Source organism: Spirochaetota bacterium, from assembly GCA_026415295.1.
Classification (GTDB): Bacteria; Spirochaetota; JAAYUW01; order JAAYUW01; family JAOAHJ01; genus JAOAHJ01.
The window spans coordinates 59,899-78,280 of record JAOAHJ010000017.1; the positions used below are offsets into that span (position 1 = coordinate 59,899).

General features: G+C 26.3%; 15 protein-coding genes and 1 riboswitch. Of the genes, 4 read left to right on the forward strand and 11 right to left on the reverse strand.

The genetic code is table 11. The features are described 5' to 3' along the window. Nucleotides 1-1,119 carry a hypothetical protein gene (locus N3A58_04315; protein ID MCX8058622.1) on the reverse strand — a complete coding sequence of 373 codons (1,119 nt, stop codon included), beginning with the start codon at nt 1,117-1,119 and terminating at the stop codon, nt 1-3. An 81-nt stretch (nt 1,120-1,200) separates the two neighbouring features. Further along, nucleotides 1,201-1,450: riboswitch (cobalamin riboswitch) on the forward strand. 132 nt (nt 1,451-1,582) lie between these two features. Here N3A58_04315 and N3A58_04320 point away from each other — a divergent pair. After that, nucleotides 1,583-2,584, forward strand: coding sequence for an ABC transporter substrate-binding protein (locus N3A58_04320; GenBank protein ID MCX8058623.1), 1,002 nt, complete (start codon nt 1,583-1,585; stop codon nt 2,582-2,584). Nucleotides 2,585-2,729: 145 nt separating this feature from the next. On the opposite strand, the gene N3A58_04325 is transcribed toward N3A58_04320, so the two are convergent. Further along, nucleotides 2,730-3,494 carry a hypothetical protein gene (locus tag N3A58_04325; protein MCX8058624.1) on the reverse strand — a complete coding sequence of 255 codons (765 nt, stop codon included), beginning with the start codon at nt 3,492-3,494 and terminating at the stop codon, nt 2,730-2,732. Nucleotides 3,495-3,675: 181 nt separating this feature from the next. On the opposite strand from N3A58_04325, the gene N3A58_04330 reads away from it, so the two are divergent. The 3 genes from N3A58_04330 to N3A58_04340 are packed head-to-tail and all read left to right on the forward strand — an operon-like array spanning nt 3,676 to nt 7,836. Next, nucleotides 3,676-5,088 (forward strand): insulinase family protein, encoded by a 1,413-nt coding sequence (locus N3A58_04330; GenBank protein ID MCX8058625.1) that lies wholly within the window; start codon nt 3,676-3,678, stop codon nt 5,086-5,088. Between the two features lie 35 nt (nt 5,089-5,123). Further along, the gene (locus N3A58_04335) at nt 5,124-6,578 is read left to right on the forward strand and encodes an insulinase family protein (protein ID MCX8058626.1); all 1,455 of its coding nucleotides are present in this window, start codon (nt 5,124-5,126) and stop codon (nt 6,576-6,578) included. Between the two features lie 58 nt (nt 6,579-6,636). Then, nucleotides 6,637-7,836 (forward strand): 3-dehydroquinate synthase, encoded by a 1,200-nt coding sequence (locus N3A58_04340; protein MCX8058627.1) that lies wholly within the window; start codon nt 6,637-6,639, stop codon nt 7,834-7,836. Between the two features lie 3 nt (nt 7,837-7,839). Here N3A58_04340 and N3A58_04345 read toward each other — a convergent pair whose 3' ends face one another. The 9 genes from N3A58_04345 to N3A58_04385 all read right to left on the reverse strand — a co-directional run bounded on the left by N3A58_04345 (nt 7,840) and on the right by N3A58_04385 (nt 17,913). Continuing rightward, the gene (locus tag N3A58_04345) at nt 7,840-8,514 is read right to left on the reverse strand and encodes a hypothetical protein (protein ID MCX8058628.1); all 675 of its coding nucleotides are present in this window, start codon (nt 8,512-8,514) and stop codon (nt 7,840-7,842) included. 134 nt (nt 8,515-8,648) lie between these two features. After that, nucleotides 8,649-10,319, reverse strand: a complete 1,671-nt coding sequence (locus N3A58_04350; GenBank protein MCX8058629.1) for a hypothetical protein — start codon at nt 10,317-10,319, stop codon at nt 8,649-8,651. A gap of 204 nt (nt 10,320-10,523) precedes the next feature. Then, entirely contained in the window at nt 10,524-10,943 is a 420-nt protein-coding gene (locus N3A58_04355) for a cyclic nucleotide-binding domain-containing protein (protein ID MCX8058630.1), read from the reverse strand. 51 nt (nt 10,944-10,994) lie between these two features. Then, nucleotides 10,995-11,423 (reverse strand): cyclic nucleotide-binding domain-containing protein, encoded by a 429-nt coding sequence (locus N3A58_04360; protein ID MCX8058631.1) that lies wholly within the window; start codon nt 11,421-11,423, stop codon nt 10,995-10,997. A 121-nt stretch (nt 11,424-11,544) separates the two neighbouring features. Next, nucleotides 11,545-13,104 carry an aminomethyl-transferring glycine dehydrogenase subunit GcvPB gene (gcvPB, locus tag N3A58_04365; protein MCX8058632.1) on the reverse strand — a complete coding sequence of 520 codons (1,560 nt, stop codon included), beginning with the start codon at nt 13,102-13,104 and terminating at the stop codon, nt 11,545-11,547. Nucleotides 13,105-13,206: 102 nt separating this feature from the next. Beyond that, nucleotides 13,207-14,613: an aminomethyl-transferring glycine dehydrogenase subunit GcvPA gene (gene gcvPA, locus N3A58_04370; GenBank protein ID MCX8058633.1), complete on the reverse strand. Its 1,407-nt coding sequence runs from the start codon at nt 14,611-14,613 to the stop codon at nt 13,207-13,209. A gap of 196 nt (nt 14,614-14,809) precedes the next feature. Further along, complete coding sequence (gene gcvH, locus N3A58_04375) at nt 14,810-15,202, reverse strand: glycine cleavage system protein GcvH (GenBank protein ID MCX8058634.1); 393 nt, start codon at nt 15,200-15,202, stop codon at nt 14,810-14,812. Between the two features lie 183 nt (nt 15,203-15,385). Further along, entirely contained in the window at nt 15,386-16,639 is a 1,254-nt protein-coding gene (locus N3A58_04380) for a glycine cleavage system protein T (GenBank protein MCX8058635.1), read from the reverse strand. Between the two features lie 29 nt (nt 16,640-16,668). Further along, nucleotides 16,669-17,913, reverse strand: coding sequence for a serine hydroxymethyltransferase (locus tag N3A58_04385; protein MCX8058636.1), 1,245 nt, complete (start codon nt 17,911-17,913; stop codon nt 16,669-16,671). Nucleotides 17,914-18,382: the final 469 nt, after the last annotated feature.

Here is an 18,382-nt window from a genome sequence, read left to right on the forward strand (position 1 = left end):
CTATTCTCCTGTTCTTAAAATTTTTCCATATTTATTAAAAAGATAGCTTACTGCATCAAAAAGTCTTCTATCTTTGTTCTCATTTTTACCAAAAAGAGTTTCTTCTTCAAAATCAACTCCTTTATAAATATCAAGTACAACCTTTTTTATATTTACATCTCTCATTTTGTTTTTTATGATAATTCTTTTAATCTTTTCTATTGTAAAAATAAATGATTTTTCTTCATCGCTTCTTTGAACCACCCCTGCTTTGTAAATCTTACCATCACTATAAACTATTGATATAGAAATTTTTCTAAAAAATATCCTTTTTATACTCAAAAAATAGAATAAAGCTTCTTTAAAATGTTTAAAATCATCTAGTTCAGTCCTCTTCATCCCTGAAAACTCAAAAATAAATCTCTCAAAATCTTCATTTTTTGACCAATTTCTAATATCAAATCCAAAAATTTGATGAAAGATTCTGAAAAATGAAAACTTTTTTTCAAAAAAACTATTAAATAAAACTTTGCTCTTTTCACAAACATCAATAATAGAACTTAAATCAGCAAAAAGTTTACTTTTCTCATAAGGTTTAAAAGAGGAGGTTAAAAGTGAGATAAAATCTCTTTTTGCCTCAAAGGAAAAAGTCAGAATAAAAGAGAGAGGAAAATTGAAAAGATTTTTGTATTTAAAAGAGATGTATGGAAAAATATCAAGAAAAAATACTTTTGACAAAAAAACTTCTGGTTCAATAATATAAATAAAACCCGGTGAATCGAAAACTCTGCCAATAGAAAATGAACAGAAAGGATCAGGAGAAACAACTAATTTGAACTCTAAATTTTCAAATTTTTTATCTAAAATATCTTTAATTCCCTCTTTTAAATCCTTTTTAAATTTACTATTAAAATCTATATTAAATATTCTTTTTAACTTTTCTTCAAAATCAAAAAAGAAGAAAGGATCATTTACAAGATTGCCATAATTATCAACAAAATAGATTAAATAGTCATTATTTTCAAGAAAAGTAGCTTTAATTCCACACTCTTCAAATATACTTTGCAATTTTAGAGTAAATGTGTAAAAAAACAAACTAACCTGATCAAATTTTTTTAATATTTTAAGATACCCAAACATAAATCTTCCCCTTTTAAAAATAATAGGCCAAAATATTTTGGTGTCAAGTTTAAATTTTATTATTTACTTTATTTTTATTTTTGTTAAATTTTGGTATGAGGTGCTTATAAAGCTTAATAGGGAATGAGGTGAAAATCCTCAACGCACCTGGGCACTGTAAGAAGGAGTGTAAACTTACTAAAAGGTAAGTTTATGTAAGTATGCTTTATGTCACTGTGTATACAAGAAATTTTACAAAATGCAGTCATCTGCAATTTCTTGTATATATGGGAAGACATAAAACAATTTAATCCTTCAAGTCAGGAGACCTGCCTCAGATTAAATAAACTCTCCACCAGGGTTAATGGAGATTTTTCATTTATATTTAATATTTAAACTTTTTTATTTTATTTAGCCATTTTTCTGAACTGCCCCTATTAATTATTGAAAAATTAAAAGTAAAAAAAATTTTTTTGGAGGTTTTATGAAAAAATTATTTAAGAAATCCATTTTACTATTAACAATTTTTGTTTTCCTATTCTTTAGTTTTGCTGTATTTTTTGCTGGTAAAAGTGGATCTTCTTCTGATTTAAACAAAACAACTCAACAAAATGTTGCTATTGACTCACTAAAAAGAAATGTTGAGATTAAGGATTACCAGAGAGTTGGTATTTTAAACCCTGCTGTTATTAGAAACCTTGCAATAGCTGGATATAACTTTAAAAATGTTATTGGAGTAGATTCTTTTACAAAAGATACCTATTTTAACCAAAAATATTTAGATCCATCAAATTTTAAAAACTCCATTTTCGCTAAATATAACTATAAAGAATTGCCATTAAAATCTGTTGAAATAATAGGAGATTTTAATGGTCCTAATGTTGAAAAAATTGTCTCATTAAAAATTGATCTATTAGTTATCGATGTATCTTTCCCACAAAAGATAAAAGATCAACTTGATCAATTAAAGATTAATTATTTTGTTTTCTCTACATACAATACTTATGATAACTTAAAAAATGATATTAATAACCTTTATAAGCTTTTTAAAATTGATCAAAAAGCTATAAATGATATAAACGGTTCAATTGGTAAACTTGAAAAAGATCTTATTGAACTTGCAAATAAATTCAAAAATAAGAAGGTTTTAATCATTGTATGGTATGATAATGGTTTTATGTGTGCTGGAAAAGATTCATTTCTATCATCATTTTTTGAAAAATTTGGCTTCATTAATGTCATAAATACAAATGGCTATCCTGTTATATCAGATGAAACTTTTATAAACTTAAACCCAGATCATATACTTGTTGCCTCTTCATATATGAATGTTGATGTTCTTAAAAAAGATATATATAAAAATATAAATGCAATAAAGAAAGGCTCTATTGTAACTATAGATGCTGAATTTGAAAATAAACTCTTACAACCTTCAAAAGAATCATGGGAAGCTTACAAGGAAATTTTTGGAAAGTTAAAAGATTAATTTAAACCCAAATTTTTATTTAAATTACTAAAACTCAAAAAAACTAAAATAAAAATTATTTAAATCATAAAAAAATGGGGCTCAAAAATATGAGCCCCATTTTATAATTTTGATTATAAAATAAATATAATCAAAGTATATCTAATTATTTTATTTTCTTCTTAAACTCTTCAACTGGTACAATTTCAGCAATCTTCATCTCATCTTTCCAATCTTTTCCTACAAATCTCCATTCTGCAAATCCAAATCCTTTAGCAAATACAACATAACCTGTATAAGCAGCAGTTCCTGATCTTCCATCTTCAAGTTTAATAGAATATGTATAACCATACTTTAACTGTAAACCTTCATAATCTTTTCCTAAAATCTGAAGCTTAACAGGTTTATCAAAAAACTTCTTAACTTTGTAGTTAAGTGTCATATTTTGTTTATAGTTATCTGAATATTTTGTATATGAGTAAGCATATTCAACAAGAAAATCAGATTTTAAATTCCAATATATAAATACAGGGTTTGCAGGTTGGTAAACTATCTCAACAGGTTGTCCTTTTGAGAATGTGTATGATTTATAAGTAACAAGTCCATCAGCAGTTATCTCAAAAATATCATATCCATCTTTTTCAAAATTTTCTTTAAACATATAATCATATAAATACTTTTTACCACCTTCCTCTTTAATTTCAAACATTTCATAATAAACTTCTGAAAGCTCCCCATCAGTATAATATTCCCATTTCAAAACTTTTTTAGCCATCTCTTCTAATGGGAAGTAATCCTTAAAATTAAAAGTTTGAATAGCTTGGACAGGTTGTTGAGTTTGTGTTTGTGTCTGTGTTTTAGCTGTCTGTCCACAAGAAAAAAATAATAAAACAGATAAAACAATAATTAAAACAAAAAGAAATTTTTTCATTTTTGACTCCTTAAAATATCGTTTACTTAATTTTAACAAAAAAAAAATAAATTTAAACAAAAATATATAAATTTTTTACAACTTTTTATTTAATAATTTAATATTTTTTCTTGTTTAAAAAATTTTTTCTTTTATAATTTTTGAAATTAAATTAATTTTCAAATTAAAAATAGGAGTTATTATGAAAACTAAACTTATCAAACTTAGTATTCCAAAAATAAGTTTTAAAACTTTTATAGTTTTTATTATCTTTTCTTTGCTATTTCTTTTTTTAGCAGCTGATACAAATGAATACTATACCTACACAAAACTTTCAAATGGCCTTGAACTTTATCTTGTTAAAAGGACAAAAATACCACTTGTTGCTTTTTATCTTGCTTTTAAGACAGGTGCATATAGAGAAACACCTGAATACGATGGGCTTACGCATCTTTTTGAACATATGTTTTTTAAAGCAAATAAAACTATGAAAACTGCAGTTGATTACTATGAATTTATGAATCGAACAGGTATTACTTATAATGGATGGACATCACAAGAAGAGGTTGTATACTATTTCATATGTCCAAAAGATAACATTAGAGATGCTGCTGATCTTATGTATAACTCTATCGTTAATACAGCACTTGATGAAGAAGAGCTTAAAAAAGAAAGAGAAGTTGTCTTAGAAGAGTATGCAAGGGTTTATTCAAGTAGAGTTAATTATCTTTTTCAATATCTTATGTTTAAAGAACTTTATAAGGATAATTTATCAAGAAAATCTGTTATAGGAAACTATGATATGATAAAAACTGCTACTGTTGATAAAATGAAGAAACTTAAAGAGACTTTTTTTATTCCAAATAATGGTGCTTTGATTATTGTTGGTGATATAGATATTGATAAAACTATAAGTATGATTGATGAAATATTTTCAAAATGGAATAGAGGGCCAGAAATTAAAGAAGAAAATTTTATACTAAATCCACTTCCAGAAGATAGATTTGTTTTTAATCATAGATTTGACAAAGAAAACATTGATATATATATGCTTGGTGTTGGTCCTTCTTTAAGAGGGGAAGGAAACAGAGATATAACAAACTTTGCTGGTGACATTTATCACTATGCTTTATCTCTTAAAAACTCTAAATTTACAAGAGCTTTAAGTTCATATACAGATTCTTTTAATTTTTATTTACAGTGGAATGCTTACTATGGAGATATTGAATTTTATACTAAGTCTGTTAAAGGAGAAAATATAATAGATTTTTATAAAACATTTAGAAGAGAACTTGATAAATCTGCTGATCCTGGATATATTACTGAAGAAGAATTTGATAAAGCTAAAAAATACTATGTTGATAGCTCTTCAAAAAAGATAAACTGGGATAACTATACTTTAGAAGGAATTGCAAATATTCTTTCAAAATATTGGGCAAAAAATTGGCTTGATCTTATTCTTTTCCAAAAGGAGAAAGAGTATTATGAAAAAGTTAAATACCAAGATGTTTTAGAATATGCTAAAAGATATATTGTTAAAAAAGGTTTTGTATGGGGAATACTCATCGATGAAAAACTTGCTGAGCAATATAATTTAAAAAGTTTAAATAAATAATTTTAATTTATTAGATATGATAAGGAGATAAATTTATGAAGAAATTAAGTTCATATTTAAATATAAAAAAACAAAAAAACTTTAAAACATTTAAATATCTTTTCTCTTTAATCTTACTTTTATTCTCTTTTTTACTTTTCTCATGTGAAACTACATATACTCCTATTAAACTTCAAAATTTACCTCAAGCTAAAACAATAGAGCTTCCAAACATAGGTAAAGTTGTTAACTACTTTACAGACTACGGAATTGAGGTTTATCAGTTATATGAAGGTGGTAAAGTCTATGTTGACATGGTTATAACAAATGTTTCTGACTATATCAACAAATATCCAAAAGGAACAGTTGAGATCCTTGCATATATGCTTAATTTAACAGTTTCTGGAAACTATCTTGTCGATATTCTTGGGACACTTAAATATAATGGAACAATTGATGATTATAATTTTGACTGGGATGATGATAATATTTACTATTCTTTTGTTGCATCTAGTTCAAATTATTTAAATGCTATGAAAGCTGGACTTGCTACTGTTTTATTTAATAAACCTAATAATGATTCTATTTTTGATACTGTTAAAAACTTTTATTATGAAAAAAATGGTCTTTTTAAAGGTGAGGAAAACTATCCTGAAAGGTATATGGAAAGATTGCCAAGACCATTATTCTTTTTAGGTCACCCATATGAAAAATATGCTAACTCTTTCAGAGACTTTAAAGAAGTGGAGCTAAACCATGTAAAAGCTTTATACAATGATCTTTTTAATGTTAATAATATAAAATTTTTCGTAAGAGGTCAATCTTCTCAAACTGCATTTAAAGCAAAACTCGAGAAAGACTTTGCTGCTATACCTCAAAAAGATAACAAAACTTATAAACTTGAACCAATAAAACCTCAACCTCAATCAAAAATAAACTACAACACTTTTTATTCATCAACAGCAAAATCTTTCTATGTTTCAAACTACTCCCCAGGTCCATTGAGATACTCTGAAGATTATTATCCTTTTTTAGTTGCAACAGAAATTTTCTCAAACAAAACTTATATAAATGTTAGAATATTAAACAATCTTGCATATGCTGTAGATTGGTATGTTGATGGAGGAAAAGCATGTTACTTAAAACTTTATCTTACAACTACAAAATTAAATGAAACTTTAAAAATAATAATAAATACTCTTAAAGATTTGAAACAGAAAGGTGTTACCTCAGATGATATTTTACAAGTTTATAAAAAAAGATTTACGGAATTTTGGCTCACTATGGAACAATCTTCAGGTTTTTTCTCTTTTATAAAATATTCTGAACTAAATTATAACTGGCCTGAAAGAATATATGAACATCTTGATAGAATAAAGAATGTTAAAATTGAAGATGTTAATAGAATGTATCAAAAATATTTTAAAGGATTTATTTGGGGTATAGTTGGTCCATCACAAAAAGATATAGATAACATTGATAAATCTTTACTATTTTACTCTGTTGAATAAATACTTTGGGCTATCCTTAAAAGATGGATAGCCCATTTTTTTAAATAATATTTTTTTTATGGAATTTGAAATATTATCTAATAAATTTAATATTTTTCTTTTCTATTCAAAAGAATCTTTAATAAACGAAATATTAAATACAATTTATTCAAATAAAGAAGATTTATTTGGAAAAAAAATTGTTTTTATTTTTGATTCAAATTTTTATAAAAATCATAAAAATTATTTTATCTTTTATTTGTTACAAAATCTTAAAAATAACATATCATCAAATAAAATATATAAACTTATAATCAAAATTTCTGAAAGAAAGAAAAATTTAATTTTTTACAAAAAAATAGTTTCATTTTTTCTAAAAAATAGCATCTCAAAAAATGATTTTATTTTTATTTTTGGTGGTGGTGTTCTTCTTGATTTAACTGGATTTGTCTGTTCAACTTATAAAAGAGGCATAGATAAGTTTATTTTTATACCTACAACTCTACTTTCTATGGTTGATGCTTCAATCGGTGGTAAAAATGGCCTAAACTTTAAAAATATTAAAAATGTTATTGGAACAATATTTTTACCATATAAAATTTTTATTTTTCCATATTTTATTAAAACATTAAAAAGAAAAATATTTTTTTCGGCTATATTTGAGATAATAAAATATGGATTAATTTCTGACTTTTCTATTTTAGAAAATCTTTTACAAAAAATTTCAATTTTAAATAAAGAAAATATTTTTGATATAGATCTTTTAAAAAAATCAATATTAATTAAACTTGATATTATTGAAAAAGATCTTTTTGATAAAAATGAGAGAAAAAAGCTAAATTTTGGACATACCTTTGGCCATTCTATAGAAGAAGAGTATAAAATAGATCATGGTATATCAGTTGGTCTTGGACTTATATATGAAATTATTTTGTTATATTTATATTTTGATAAAAATAACTTTGATATATTTTTAAGTGAGTTTAATAGTTTTATTTCAATTTTAATAATCAAAAATTACTCTTTTATTTTTGAAAATATTAAAGAAAAAAATATTGATACAAACCTTTTTTTAGAAAAAATTATTCTACTAATCTATAATATAACTGTTTTATCTGGATATAAAAACATTTTTAGGAAGCTTTTTTTACCTTTTTTCTTAAAAATAAAAAAAGGGGGAAAGCTTTTTCCCCTAAATAAAGAAGAGTTAAAAAAAATCTTTTCTTATAAAATTCAAAATAATTTTTTAAGATATATAAAAAATGACAAAAAAATATAGTTTTTACCAGCTCTCACTCTTTTTTTCTTCCTCTTTTGGAGGATTTGATTTAAAGAAAAAGACAAAAGATTGTGGAAGATCATCAAGCAAAAATCTAATTAAAACTCTAAAATCAACTTTTGAAATATAAAGTTTTTGATCAGAGATAATAATAAAAAAGAAAACATAGTTTCTATTTTTTGAAAAGTTATATATTTTATCAACATCTATATATGTTTTATCGAGATTAAGTTTATATTTTTCAACAAGATCTTTATTTGTATTTTCAGCTTCAAGTTTAGAAATAATTTTTTCTTTATTATTAAAAATACCTAAAAAATTATTATCTATATCTTTTATTTGAGAATCTAAAAACCTAAACTTTAAATCATTTACCTTAGAAAATATTTTTATCTTAAAAACATTAAAATAAATAATTTTATCAGAAAAAGTGTTTTGTCTATATATATATGGGTTTTCATAAATATTAAATTTAAAATCATTTACTATTTGGTAATCATTTAAAAGATCAAGCTCTATCTTAATTTTTTCATTTTCAAAACAGTTTTGAACAGAAACATACTTTAAATTTTCATCTTTAGTTTGACATGAATATATAGAGAAAAATAAAAAAGTAATGAAACAAAAAAATAAAAATATTTTTATTTTTTTAAATTTTTTAACTGAATTTTTTGACATTTAATACCTCTAAAATCATATAATTTATCTCTTATATACAAATTAAAATTTAATTTTGAAAAATTTCAAGTAAAAAAAAAGGGGAAGAAAATATTCTTCCCCTTTATATCTAATTTTATTGCATCTAAATTATATTAGAAAACAACTTCATATGAAACAGATATTGTGAAGTAAGGCCCTAAAATATCGTCTACATAATATTTCCAATCAGCAGAAGTCATACCATATTGAGTTTCCCAGTTAGAATTATATGCTGGAACACCTAAATATAAATAATATGATAAACCTAATGCCATTTTAGAAACTTTAGAAATAGCATAGCTTATATTCAATCCAACAGAAGCTGTTGAACCATATCCATAAAATTCTATCGTACCAGCAGTAGTCAAACTTTCTAAATTCCATCCTAAATAACTAAAAGTTCCATTTAATGAGAATGTGAATTTATCAAGATAGTAGTTAAAATATAATCCAGCATTAAATAAATCTCCTGAATAAGTTTTTTGAATTTTATTAGCTTCAGTATAATTTGAAGCAACATAAGCAACTAAACCACCAACTGTTGGTGTTGTAAAAGCTGTTCCTGTTAATTCTAAAATATTCATTCCAGAAATTGTGTTAAAACCAATATGTAAGCCAACATCCATTGAGTCACCTAAAGTATATAAAGCATCAATACCTGCATCGATTTTAATTGTATCTTTATAAGGCATAATATAAGGATTAGCAAATGTTCCTGTTCCAGTTAATTTAGCTGGATCTCTATTTAATCTAGTTTGAACATTAATTTGACCAGTAATTAATAGATCTAAATTTTTCACTGCTTGTAATCTAAACTCAGCAAAATAAATATTAGTTGGAGTATATTTTAATACCCACATACCAGCAGGAGAGCCTGTATAAACACTACCAGCAGCTTTGTTAACACTTTCCATTTTAAATGGAATAGCTTGTTGAATATTAAATCTGAAAATTCCTAAGCCTTTAATTGCATATTTAATACCTATAGTTGTATTTTGAGCATTTCCTAAATAATCAGCTATATTTGTAGTTGCTGTATACATTCTGTTCCAAATATAGAGCTGTAAATCTGTTCCAATTAAATTAAATGTAGAAGCTATTCTAACCCATGTAGGTGCTCCTGTATTGAAGCCAGAAATACCTGCAGGAATACCTCTATCTCTGAAATCTCCACTTCCATTTGCAAATAATCTATTTGGATACAATGGAGAGAATTCTCTTATAGTAACTCTACCAAATCCACCGATTCTTAATGACCAAATATCAAATATTTTTGAGATAGTTAATCCCATATCGTAAATTTTATATTTATTTGCAATAGACATAGTAGCATTACTAAAATCAGTTACAACTTCTCCCCATAATGAGATATTATCTTTTGTAAAAGTTAATCTTTGAACAATATTAAAGAAACCAACATAACCCAAATAACTATAAAGTCCTAAACCCAAATTAGCTGGATCATCATAGTAAATTGTATTTGCCAAAGTAACTCCAGCCCATCTAATAGTTAAAGTAGCATAACCAGCTAAGTTAACAGCTCTATTTAAATATATAAGGTCTTTATAAATAGGCTTTGGAGTCGCTTCAACAGTCACTCCTACTAGAGTATTTAAAAAATATGCTTGCCATGAATAGTAACCATATGCTGCCCAGCTAAAAGTACCGAGTGCAGTTATTTTTGCATCGATATCATCGAGCGTCTTTGTTGACTGCTGTTGTGCAAAAGCAACACCTGAAAAAACAAGCAACAAAGCAATCAAGATCCCTAAAAATCTCTTCATAAAAAATCCTCCTAAAAATTTTTTTTAATATTTTTTCTTATTTTATAGGGTTCTACCCCATTTCAAAATAATTTTTAATATATTTTAATAATTTGTCAAGTGTTTTTAAAATTTATTTTTTATTTTTATTGTTAGTTTTAATAATTTATACATTTTTTTATTATTTAATATACTTTATTCATAATTTACTTCTATTATTTAATACTAATTAAGCTTTTCTATCATATTAACTATTCTTTTCGACATATTTTTTAGTATAGTATCAACCCATCTTGGATGAAGTTTAAATATCTCTATAAACTCATCTTTTGGAAATATTAAACATTTTGTAGGTGTATCCATAGCTATGATTGTTGCTGATCTTAGGTTTATATCAAAAAGAGACATCTCACCAAATATCTCTCCCTTTCTTATTATATTCAATACCTTGTATCTATCCCCAGTTTTTTTGCAAACCCAACATCTTCCCTCTAAAAGATAGTAAACATCTGTTGACTTTTCCCCCTCTTTAATAACTATATCTTTCTCTGAAAACTCTTTACCATACTTCTTTAATATCTCATCTGTTAAAGCTTCTTCACCTTCAAAACCAAATTTTATAATATCAGCATCAAAATCATACATATTAACCTCTTTTAATAAATAGATCTATTTTTTATATTTTACTAAAAAAATTTAAAAGTATTTTATATTTTCTTTTTCTATATATATAGAATTCAAAATCTTTGTAAAATTTGAAAGAGATTTTATAGCATGAATTGAAAGTTCCCAGACCATCGAAACTGTTAACATAAACGAGTTTTTGTCCCATACATAAACATATGCATCAGATACACATATCGCTTTGGATAATCTTGGTGAATCAGCATATACCTCTGGTACTCCAAAAATATCTCCCTCTTTTAGAAAAAACTCACACTTGTTTTTTGAAGCATTATATGGAAATTCTATCTTTACAATACCACTTTTTATATAAAATATAGCATTTTCATTTACAGGTTCATATATATTATAAATAATCTGGTTAGCTTTAACAAATATCTCTTTCCCATTAATAAAAAAATTTTGTTCATTTTTATAAGGATTTGGATTAAAACTTGACATAATAATACTCTTTTTAACTATTTTTATAATAAAAGTAATAAAACTATTTTTAAAATTTTCAAACATTTATATAAAATATTTTAAAAACTTATTTAAATTTATAACCTATTTAATAAAGTTTTTAAGCTTTTAATTTCATATCTTTAGCAGCCTTTATCTCATCAAGTCTTCTAACTGGAGTATTTATTGGTGCATTATGTAAAATTTCAGGATCTTTCTCTATCTCTTCATATATCTTTATCATAACATCTATAAAATTATCAAGTGTCTCCTTGCTTTCAGTTTCAGTAGGTTCTATCATCAAAGCTTCAGGTACAATCAAAGGGAAATAGATAGTTGGTGGGTGTATACCATAATCAAGAAGCCTTTTTGCTATATCTAAAGTTGATACACCTTTTTCCTCTTTAATCTTTTTCCCAGATAAAACAAACTCATGTTTACAGATTCTATCATAAGGAAGAAAATAGTATCTTTTAAGTTTCTCTTTTAAGTAGTTTGCATTTATTACAGCCTTTTCAGAAACTGACTTAAGCCCTTCATCTCCATTTATTAAAATATATGTAAAAGCTTTAACTAAAACAGCTATGTTTCCGTAAAAACCTGAAACTTTTCCTATACTTTTTTCATTTGAATAGTCCAATTTATAAAAATATTTATTTCCATCTTTTCCCTTTTCATCTATTTTTATAGCTTTTATATCAGGTATTGGTAAATATGGCAGAAGTCTATCATTTACAAGAATAGGACCAGAGCCTGGACCTCCACCCCCATGAGGAGTTGAAAAAGTCTTATGAAGATTAAGGTGTACACAATCAAATCCCATAGCACCTGGTTTTACCCTTCCCATTATTGCATTAAAATTAGCTCCATCGTAGTAAAGAAGTCCACCAGCTTTATGAACAAGTTCTGCTATCTCAACTATTCTCTCTTCAAAAAGGCCTAAAGTGTTTGGATTTGTAAGCATTATACCTGCGAGTTCGTCATTAATATATTTTTTGATCTCTTCAACATCAACAAGACCATCAGGGCCAGATTTTATCTCGATAACTTCAAAACCTGCAATATGTGCAGAAGCAGGATTTGTCCCATGAGCTGAATCTGGGATAAGTATTTTTTTCCTTTTTGCCCCATTTAAACCTTCTTTTTCTTTTTCATCAAAATAAGCCTTAAATAGTTTCATACCAACATATTCACCATGTGCACCAGCAAAAGGTGCCAAAGTTCCCCATTTCATACCAGTTATTTTACATAAAAGTTCAAGAAGCTTATATTGAAGTTCAAGGATACCTTGACAGTTTTTGTAATCTTCCTCTTCTCCTCTAAAGTTTCCAACCAAAGGATGAATAGACTTAAAACCTTCAAAAGAGGATACATCTTCATTTATCTTTGGGTTATATTTCATTGTGCAAGACCCAAGTGGATAAAAACCAACATCAACTCCAAAGTTTCTCCTTGAAAGATTTACAAAGTGTCTAACAAGATCAACCTCTGCAACTTGGGGCAAAAAAGCTTTTTTTTCTCTTATATATCTTTTATCTATCTTATTATTTTTAATAGCTTCATCTATATCATAAGAAGATTTATCTTTTATATTTTCACTATTTAATATATCATCTTCAGGAAATTCATATCCTCTAACTCCATCTCTTGATATCTCAAAAATAAGTGGAAAATTTTCCATAAATCCTCCTTAAATAAAAACTTTTTCACATTACTACCATTTTTTCATTTTATTAATATATTTTTTTATCTCATTTATATTTTTTCATCTTATTAAATTTTTTCATCTCCTTAATATTTTTTTTATCTCATTAATATAAAGATCAATTTCTTCCTTTGTTCTTTTCTCAGTTACTGCAATTGCTACTTTTCCAGTTTTTTTACTATTCATATTATTATTTTCACTAAAGTTTCTTTTTAGAAAAGGTGTTTGAGTAAAAAGATCATCAAGTAAAACCCCTCCAAATATATTATTTTCTTCCAATTTTTTTAAAACTTCCTTTGCTTTTTCATAATCTCCAAATTCAATTGTAAACTCATTAAAAAATGGTTTTCCCTCTCCATATAATTTTAGACCACATTCAGAAGTAAGCTTATCAGCAAGATAGTGAGATTTTGAATAGTTTTGCTTTCCAACCTCTCTAAATCCATCTCTTCCTATTGAACAAAAGTAAACAAGAGATGCTAAAGCCATCAAAGCTTGATTTGAACATATGTTTGATGTTGCTCTCTCCCTTTTTATATGTTGTTCTCTAGCTTGTAAAGTTAATACAAATCCTCTTTTCCCTTCTTTGTCAACAGTTTGCCCAGCAATTCTACCCGGAAGTTTTCTAACATGTTCCATAGTTGTTGCAATATAACCAGCTGATGGACCCCCAAAATACATAGGAATACCAGCAGGTTGAAGATCACCTATTGCAACATCTGCTCCCCATTCTCTTTGTGACTTAAAATATGAAAGAGAAAGTGGATTTGATGATATCACAAATATAGCTTTATATCTGTGTATCTCTTCTGCAAAATCTTCATAATTTTCTATTATACCATAGATATTTGGGCTTTGACAAATAACTGCAGCAGTTTTTTCTGAAAGTTTCTTTTTTAAGTCTTCAAAATCAGTTTCTCCATCTTTTTCATTTATTTGAATAAGTTTAACAGGAAGATCTGAAAAACTTGTATGTAAAACCTCCTTTGTATAAGGGTGTAATGTGCTTGAAAAAAGTATTTCTTCACCTTTTTTATTTGTTTGTAAGCCAATAACTGCTGCTTCATAAGCTGCTGTAGCTCCATCGTAAAGTGAAGCATTTGAAACATCCATACCAGTAAGCTCACATATAATTGTTTGGTATTCAAATATTGCTTGCAAAACTCCTTGAGATATTTCAGCTTGGTATGGTGTATAAGCTGTGTAAAATTCTGATCTTGAAGTTATATGTTTTACAACAGAAGGAATTATATGATCATAACATCCACAACCTAAAAAATTGATATATTTTGTGTTGTTTTTTTCTGATAAACTTAAAAGCTTTTTGTAAGCTTCATATTCAGAAATCCCTTTACCTATCCCTATCTCTCCATTTAATCTTATTTTTTGAGGAATATCAGCAAAAAGATCATCTACACTTTTAACTCCTATCTCATCCAGCATCTTTTTTATATTTTGCTCTGAGTCAGGAATATATTTTATCATAAATACTCCTAAAATTTTTTATTTATTTTTAGTTTTTAATTTTATTATTATTATTTATTTTTTTTTCATTTTAAGCTTTTTACTAACTTTTGATTCTTAATCATACTTTCCAAATTTAAATAAAAAAAAATAAAAGCTATCCCCTATCTTCTTAAAAAAGCTTAGAGGATAGCTTATTTTTTAAATTTTATATTTATTAGTGTTTCTTTTTCTGTTCTTCACAGAACTTTTCATAAGTTTCAGCATCCATAAGATGATTAAGTTCCGATGAATCATTCATCTCAACTGCAAATATAAAAGCTTCGTATGGTTTTTGATTTAGCAACTCAGGTTTATCTTCAAGTTCACTATTTACTTCAATAATTTTTCCTGAAACTGGAGAATTTATAGGAGATGCTGCCTTAACAGATTCAATTGTGCATGCCTCTTCATCTTTTTCAATTTCAGTATTTACTTCAGGTAGTTCAACATAAACTATATCACCAAGTTCTCCCTGAGCATAATCAGATATACCAATATATGCTATATTCCCTGAAACTCTAACCCATTCATGAGTTTTTGAGTATTTTAAGCTTTTTTCAATATGCATAAATCCCTCCATATTATCTTGATAAAAATAAAATACTAAAATAATATTTATTCAAGTTTTTTTTATTTTTTTTATTCTTTTTATTGTTTTTTATTTTTTTATATTTTATTTTTTTTGATATTTTTTAATTTTAATTTTATTTATGATATTTCTTTAATATTTATTATTTTTCTTAATATTTTTCTATTTACCAGTATTTTTATAAAACGGAGTCTTACAAGTTTTAGCTAATTTCAATTTTCCACCTATCTCTACTTCACAGGTGTCTTCAGGTTTTAAAACACCTTTTTTTATCAAAACTAAAGCAACAAATTTATCAAGCATAGGTGATTTTGCACCTGTTGTTACAAAACCTATCTCAACTCCATCTTTAAAAACTTTATAGCCTGTTCTTGGCACACCTTTATCAACCATCTCTATTCCTCTTAATGTTCTTGGAATACCTGTCTCTTCTTGTTTTAGTAAAGCCTCTTTCCCACAAAAATCTTCTTTTTCAAGTTTCACAAAATATTTTAAACCAGCCTCTAGAGGAGTTATTGATTCAGAGATTTCATGACCATAAAGAGGGAGTTTTGCTTCAAATCTTAAAGTATCTCTTGCACCAAGTCCACAGGGCAATACCCCATCTTTTTTAAAATTTCTAATTATTGTTTCCCATACAAAAGGTGCATCTTCAGGAGAAAGATATATCTCAAATCCATCTTCACCAGTATAACCTGTTCTTGAAACCAAAGCTTTTACTTTATCGGGTGCTTTTTTGTTGTTGAAGTTTAAACTTTTATCTATCTTTATATCAACACCATCTCTAAAAGTAAAAAAGGTTATTTCAGATAGATTTATATCAACAAGATTTTGAAAATATTTTTGAGCATTTGGCCCCTGAAAAGCAAGTTGAGCTACTTTTTTTGAGATATTTTCTATTTTTAGAAGTCCTCCACAGTCTACTAAGTCTGGATTTTTATCTCTACTACTATCACTTTTTTTAAAACAATCGCAACCTGTGCACTCACAGTACCTTCCATCATTTTCAATCTTTTTTACAAACTCATTTTCTTCTGTAATCCATTTAAAATCTTTTTCTACATTTGCAGCATTTACAACAAGTAGGTATTTTTTATTGTTAAATTTATAAACAAGAAGATCATCAATAACACCACCATGTGGATAACACATAAGGGTGTATATAACCTGATTATCTTTCATTCCTTTTACATCATTTGTAACAAGCCAGTCAACAAATTCAGTAGCTTTTTCACCTTCTATCATTATTTCACCCATATGAGATACATCAAAAAGACCAGCATTTTTTCTAACAGCCATATGCTCTTCTATAATCCCAGCTTCAAACTGAACAGGAAGTTCCCATCCTCCAAAATCGATAAGCTTTATACCACTATAATCTTTATATGCCTCATATAGAGGAGTTCTTTTTAACATTTTGCTCTCCTTTTATTAAAATTTAATTATTAAAAGAGTATTCCTTTATAAAGAGGAAATTTATCAGTTAATTTTTTAACTCTTGCTTTTGCTTCCTCTTTTGCAGATTCATCCTTTTTAGTTAATACAAGATTTATTATTTTAGCTATCTCAATCATCTCATCTTTACCCATACCTCTTGTTGTTAATTGAGGTGTTCCAAGTCTTATTCCTGAAGCAATGTTTGGAGGATTTTTATCAAATGGAATTGTATTTTTATTACATGTAATATTAGACTCATCAAGTAAAGTTTCAGCTTCTTTACCAGTTAATCCTTTTAAAGTTACATCAACAAGCATAAGATGATTATCAGTTCCTCCAGAAACAAGTCTAAATCCTTCATTTTTTAAAGCTTCTGCTAATGTTTTTGCATTTTCAACTATCTTTTTTTGATACTCTTTAAATTCAGGTTTTAATGCCTCACCAAATGCAGCAGCTTTAGCAGCAATAACATGCATAAGTGGCCCACCCTGAATTCCTGGAAATACAGTTTTATTAATCTTTTTGTTTAACTCCTCATCATTTGTGAGAATCATACCACCTCTTGGCCCTCTTAAAGTTTTATGAGTTGTTGTTGTAACAACATGGGCATACTCACATGGATTTGGATGTAAACCTGCTGCAACAAGACCAGCAATGTGAGCCATATCAACAACAAGATATGCCCCAACTTTATCAGCTATTTCTCTCATTCTTTTAAAATCGATTATTCTTGGATATGCAGAAGCTCCAGCCATTATCATTTTTGGTTTATGTTCTAAAGCTTTTTTTTCAAGTGCATCATAATCGATAGTTTCAGTATCTTCTCTTACACCATAAGGGATAACTTTATAAAATATTCCTGAAAAGTTAACAGGAGATCCATGTGTTAAGTGTCCTCCATGAGATAGATCCTGCCCTAAAATAGTATCACCTGGTTGTAAAAGAGCAAAATAAACACCCATATTAGCTTGACTTCCAGAATGCGGTTGAACATGTGCAAATTGACAGTTAAAAAGTTGTTTTGCTCTATTTCTTGCAAGTCTTTCTGCTTCATCAACCCATTCACAGCCCCCATAGTATCTTCTTCCAGGATATCCTTCAGCATATTTATTCGTTAAAACAGATCCTTGAGCTTCTAAAACAGCCTTAGAAACAGCATTTTCAGAAGCTATTAACTCAAGTTTTTCCTCTTCTCGAATAACCTCTTTCATTATTATATCATAAAGTTCAGGATCAGATTCTTTTAAACTCATAGCTAAAATATTTTTTTCCATAATTTCTCCTTTAATTTTATATTTTTAATTAATAAAAAATTTAATATTAATTAAAGAATAATTTTTATAATAATTATTAGTTTTAAAAAGGAATTATAATTTTATTTTTTATTATTTAAACTATTTACTATTAAATTTTTTTAAGAATACAATTAAAAACTATTTTGTCAATAAAAATGATTTAACTAACTAATTTTATTAACAATTATCCTAATATAATTAAGTATTTAAAACTTTATATTTAAATATATTAAATACAAATTTAATTTATTGTGGTTTTTTTAATAATTTTATAATTTTAATAATAATAAAATTTTTAATTTCACAAAAAATAATTATTTAATTTGAATTTTATTTTTTTTATGTTAATATTGTAAAAATAAATATAATTTTTTCTACAAAATTTATTATTTCGTCAAATTTTTTTAATTTTATTAATTTTATTATC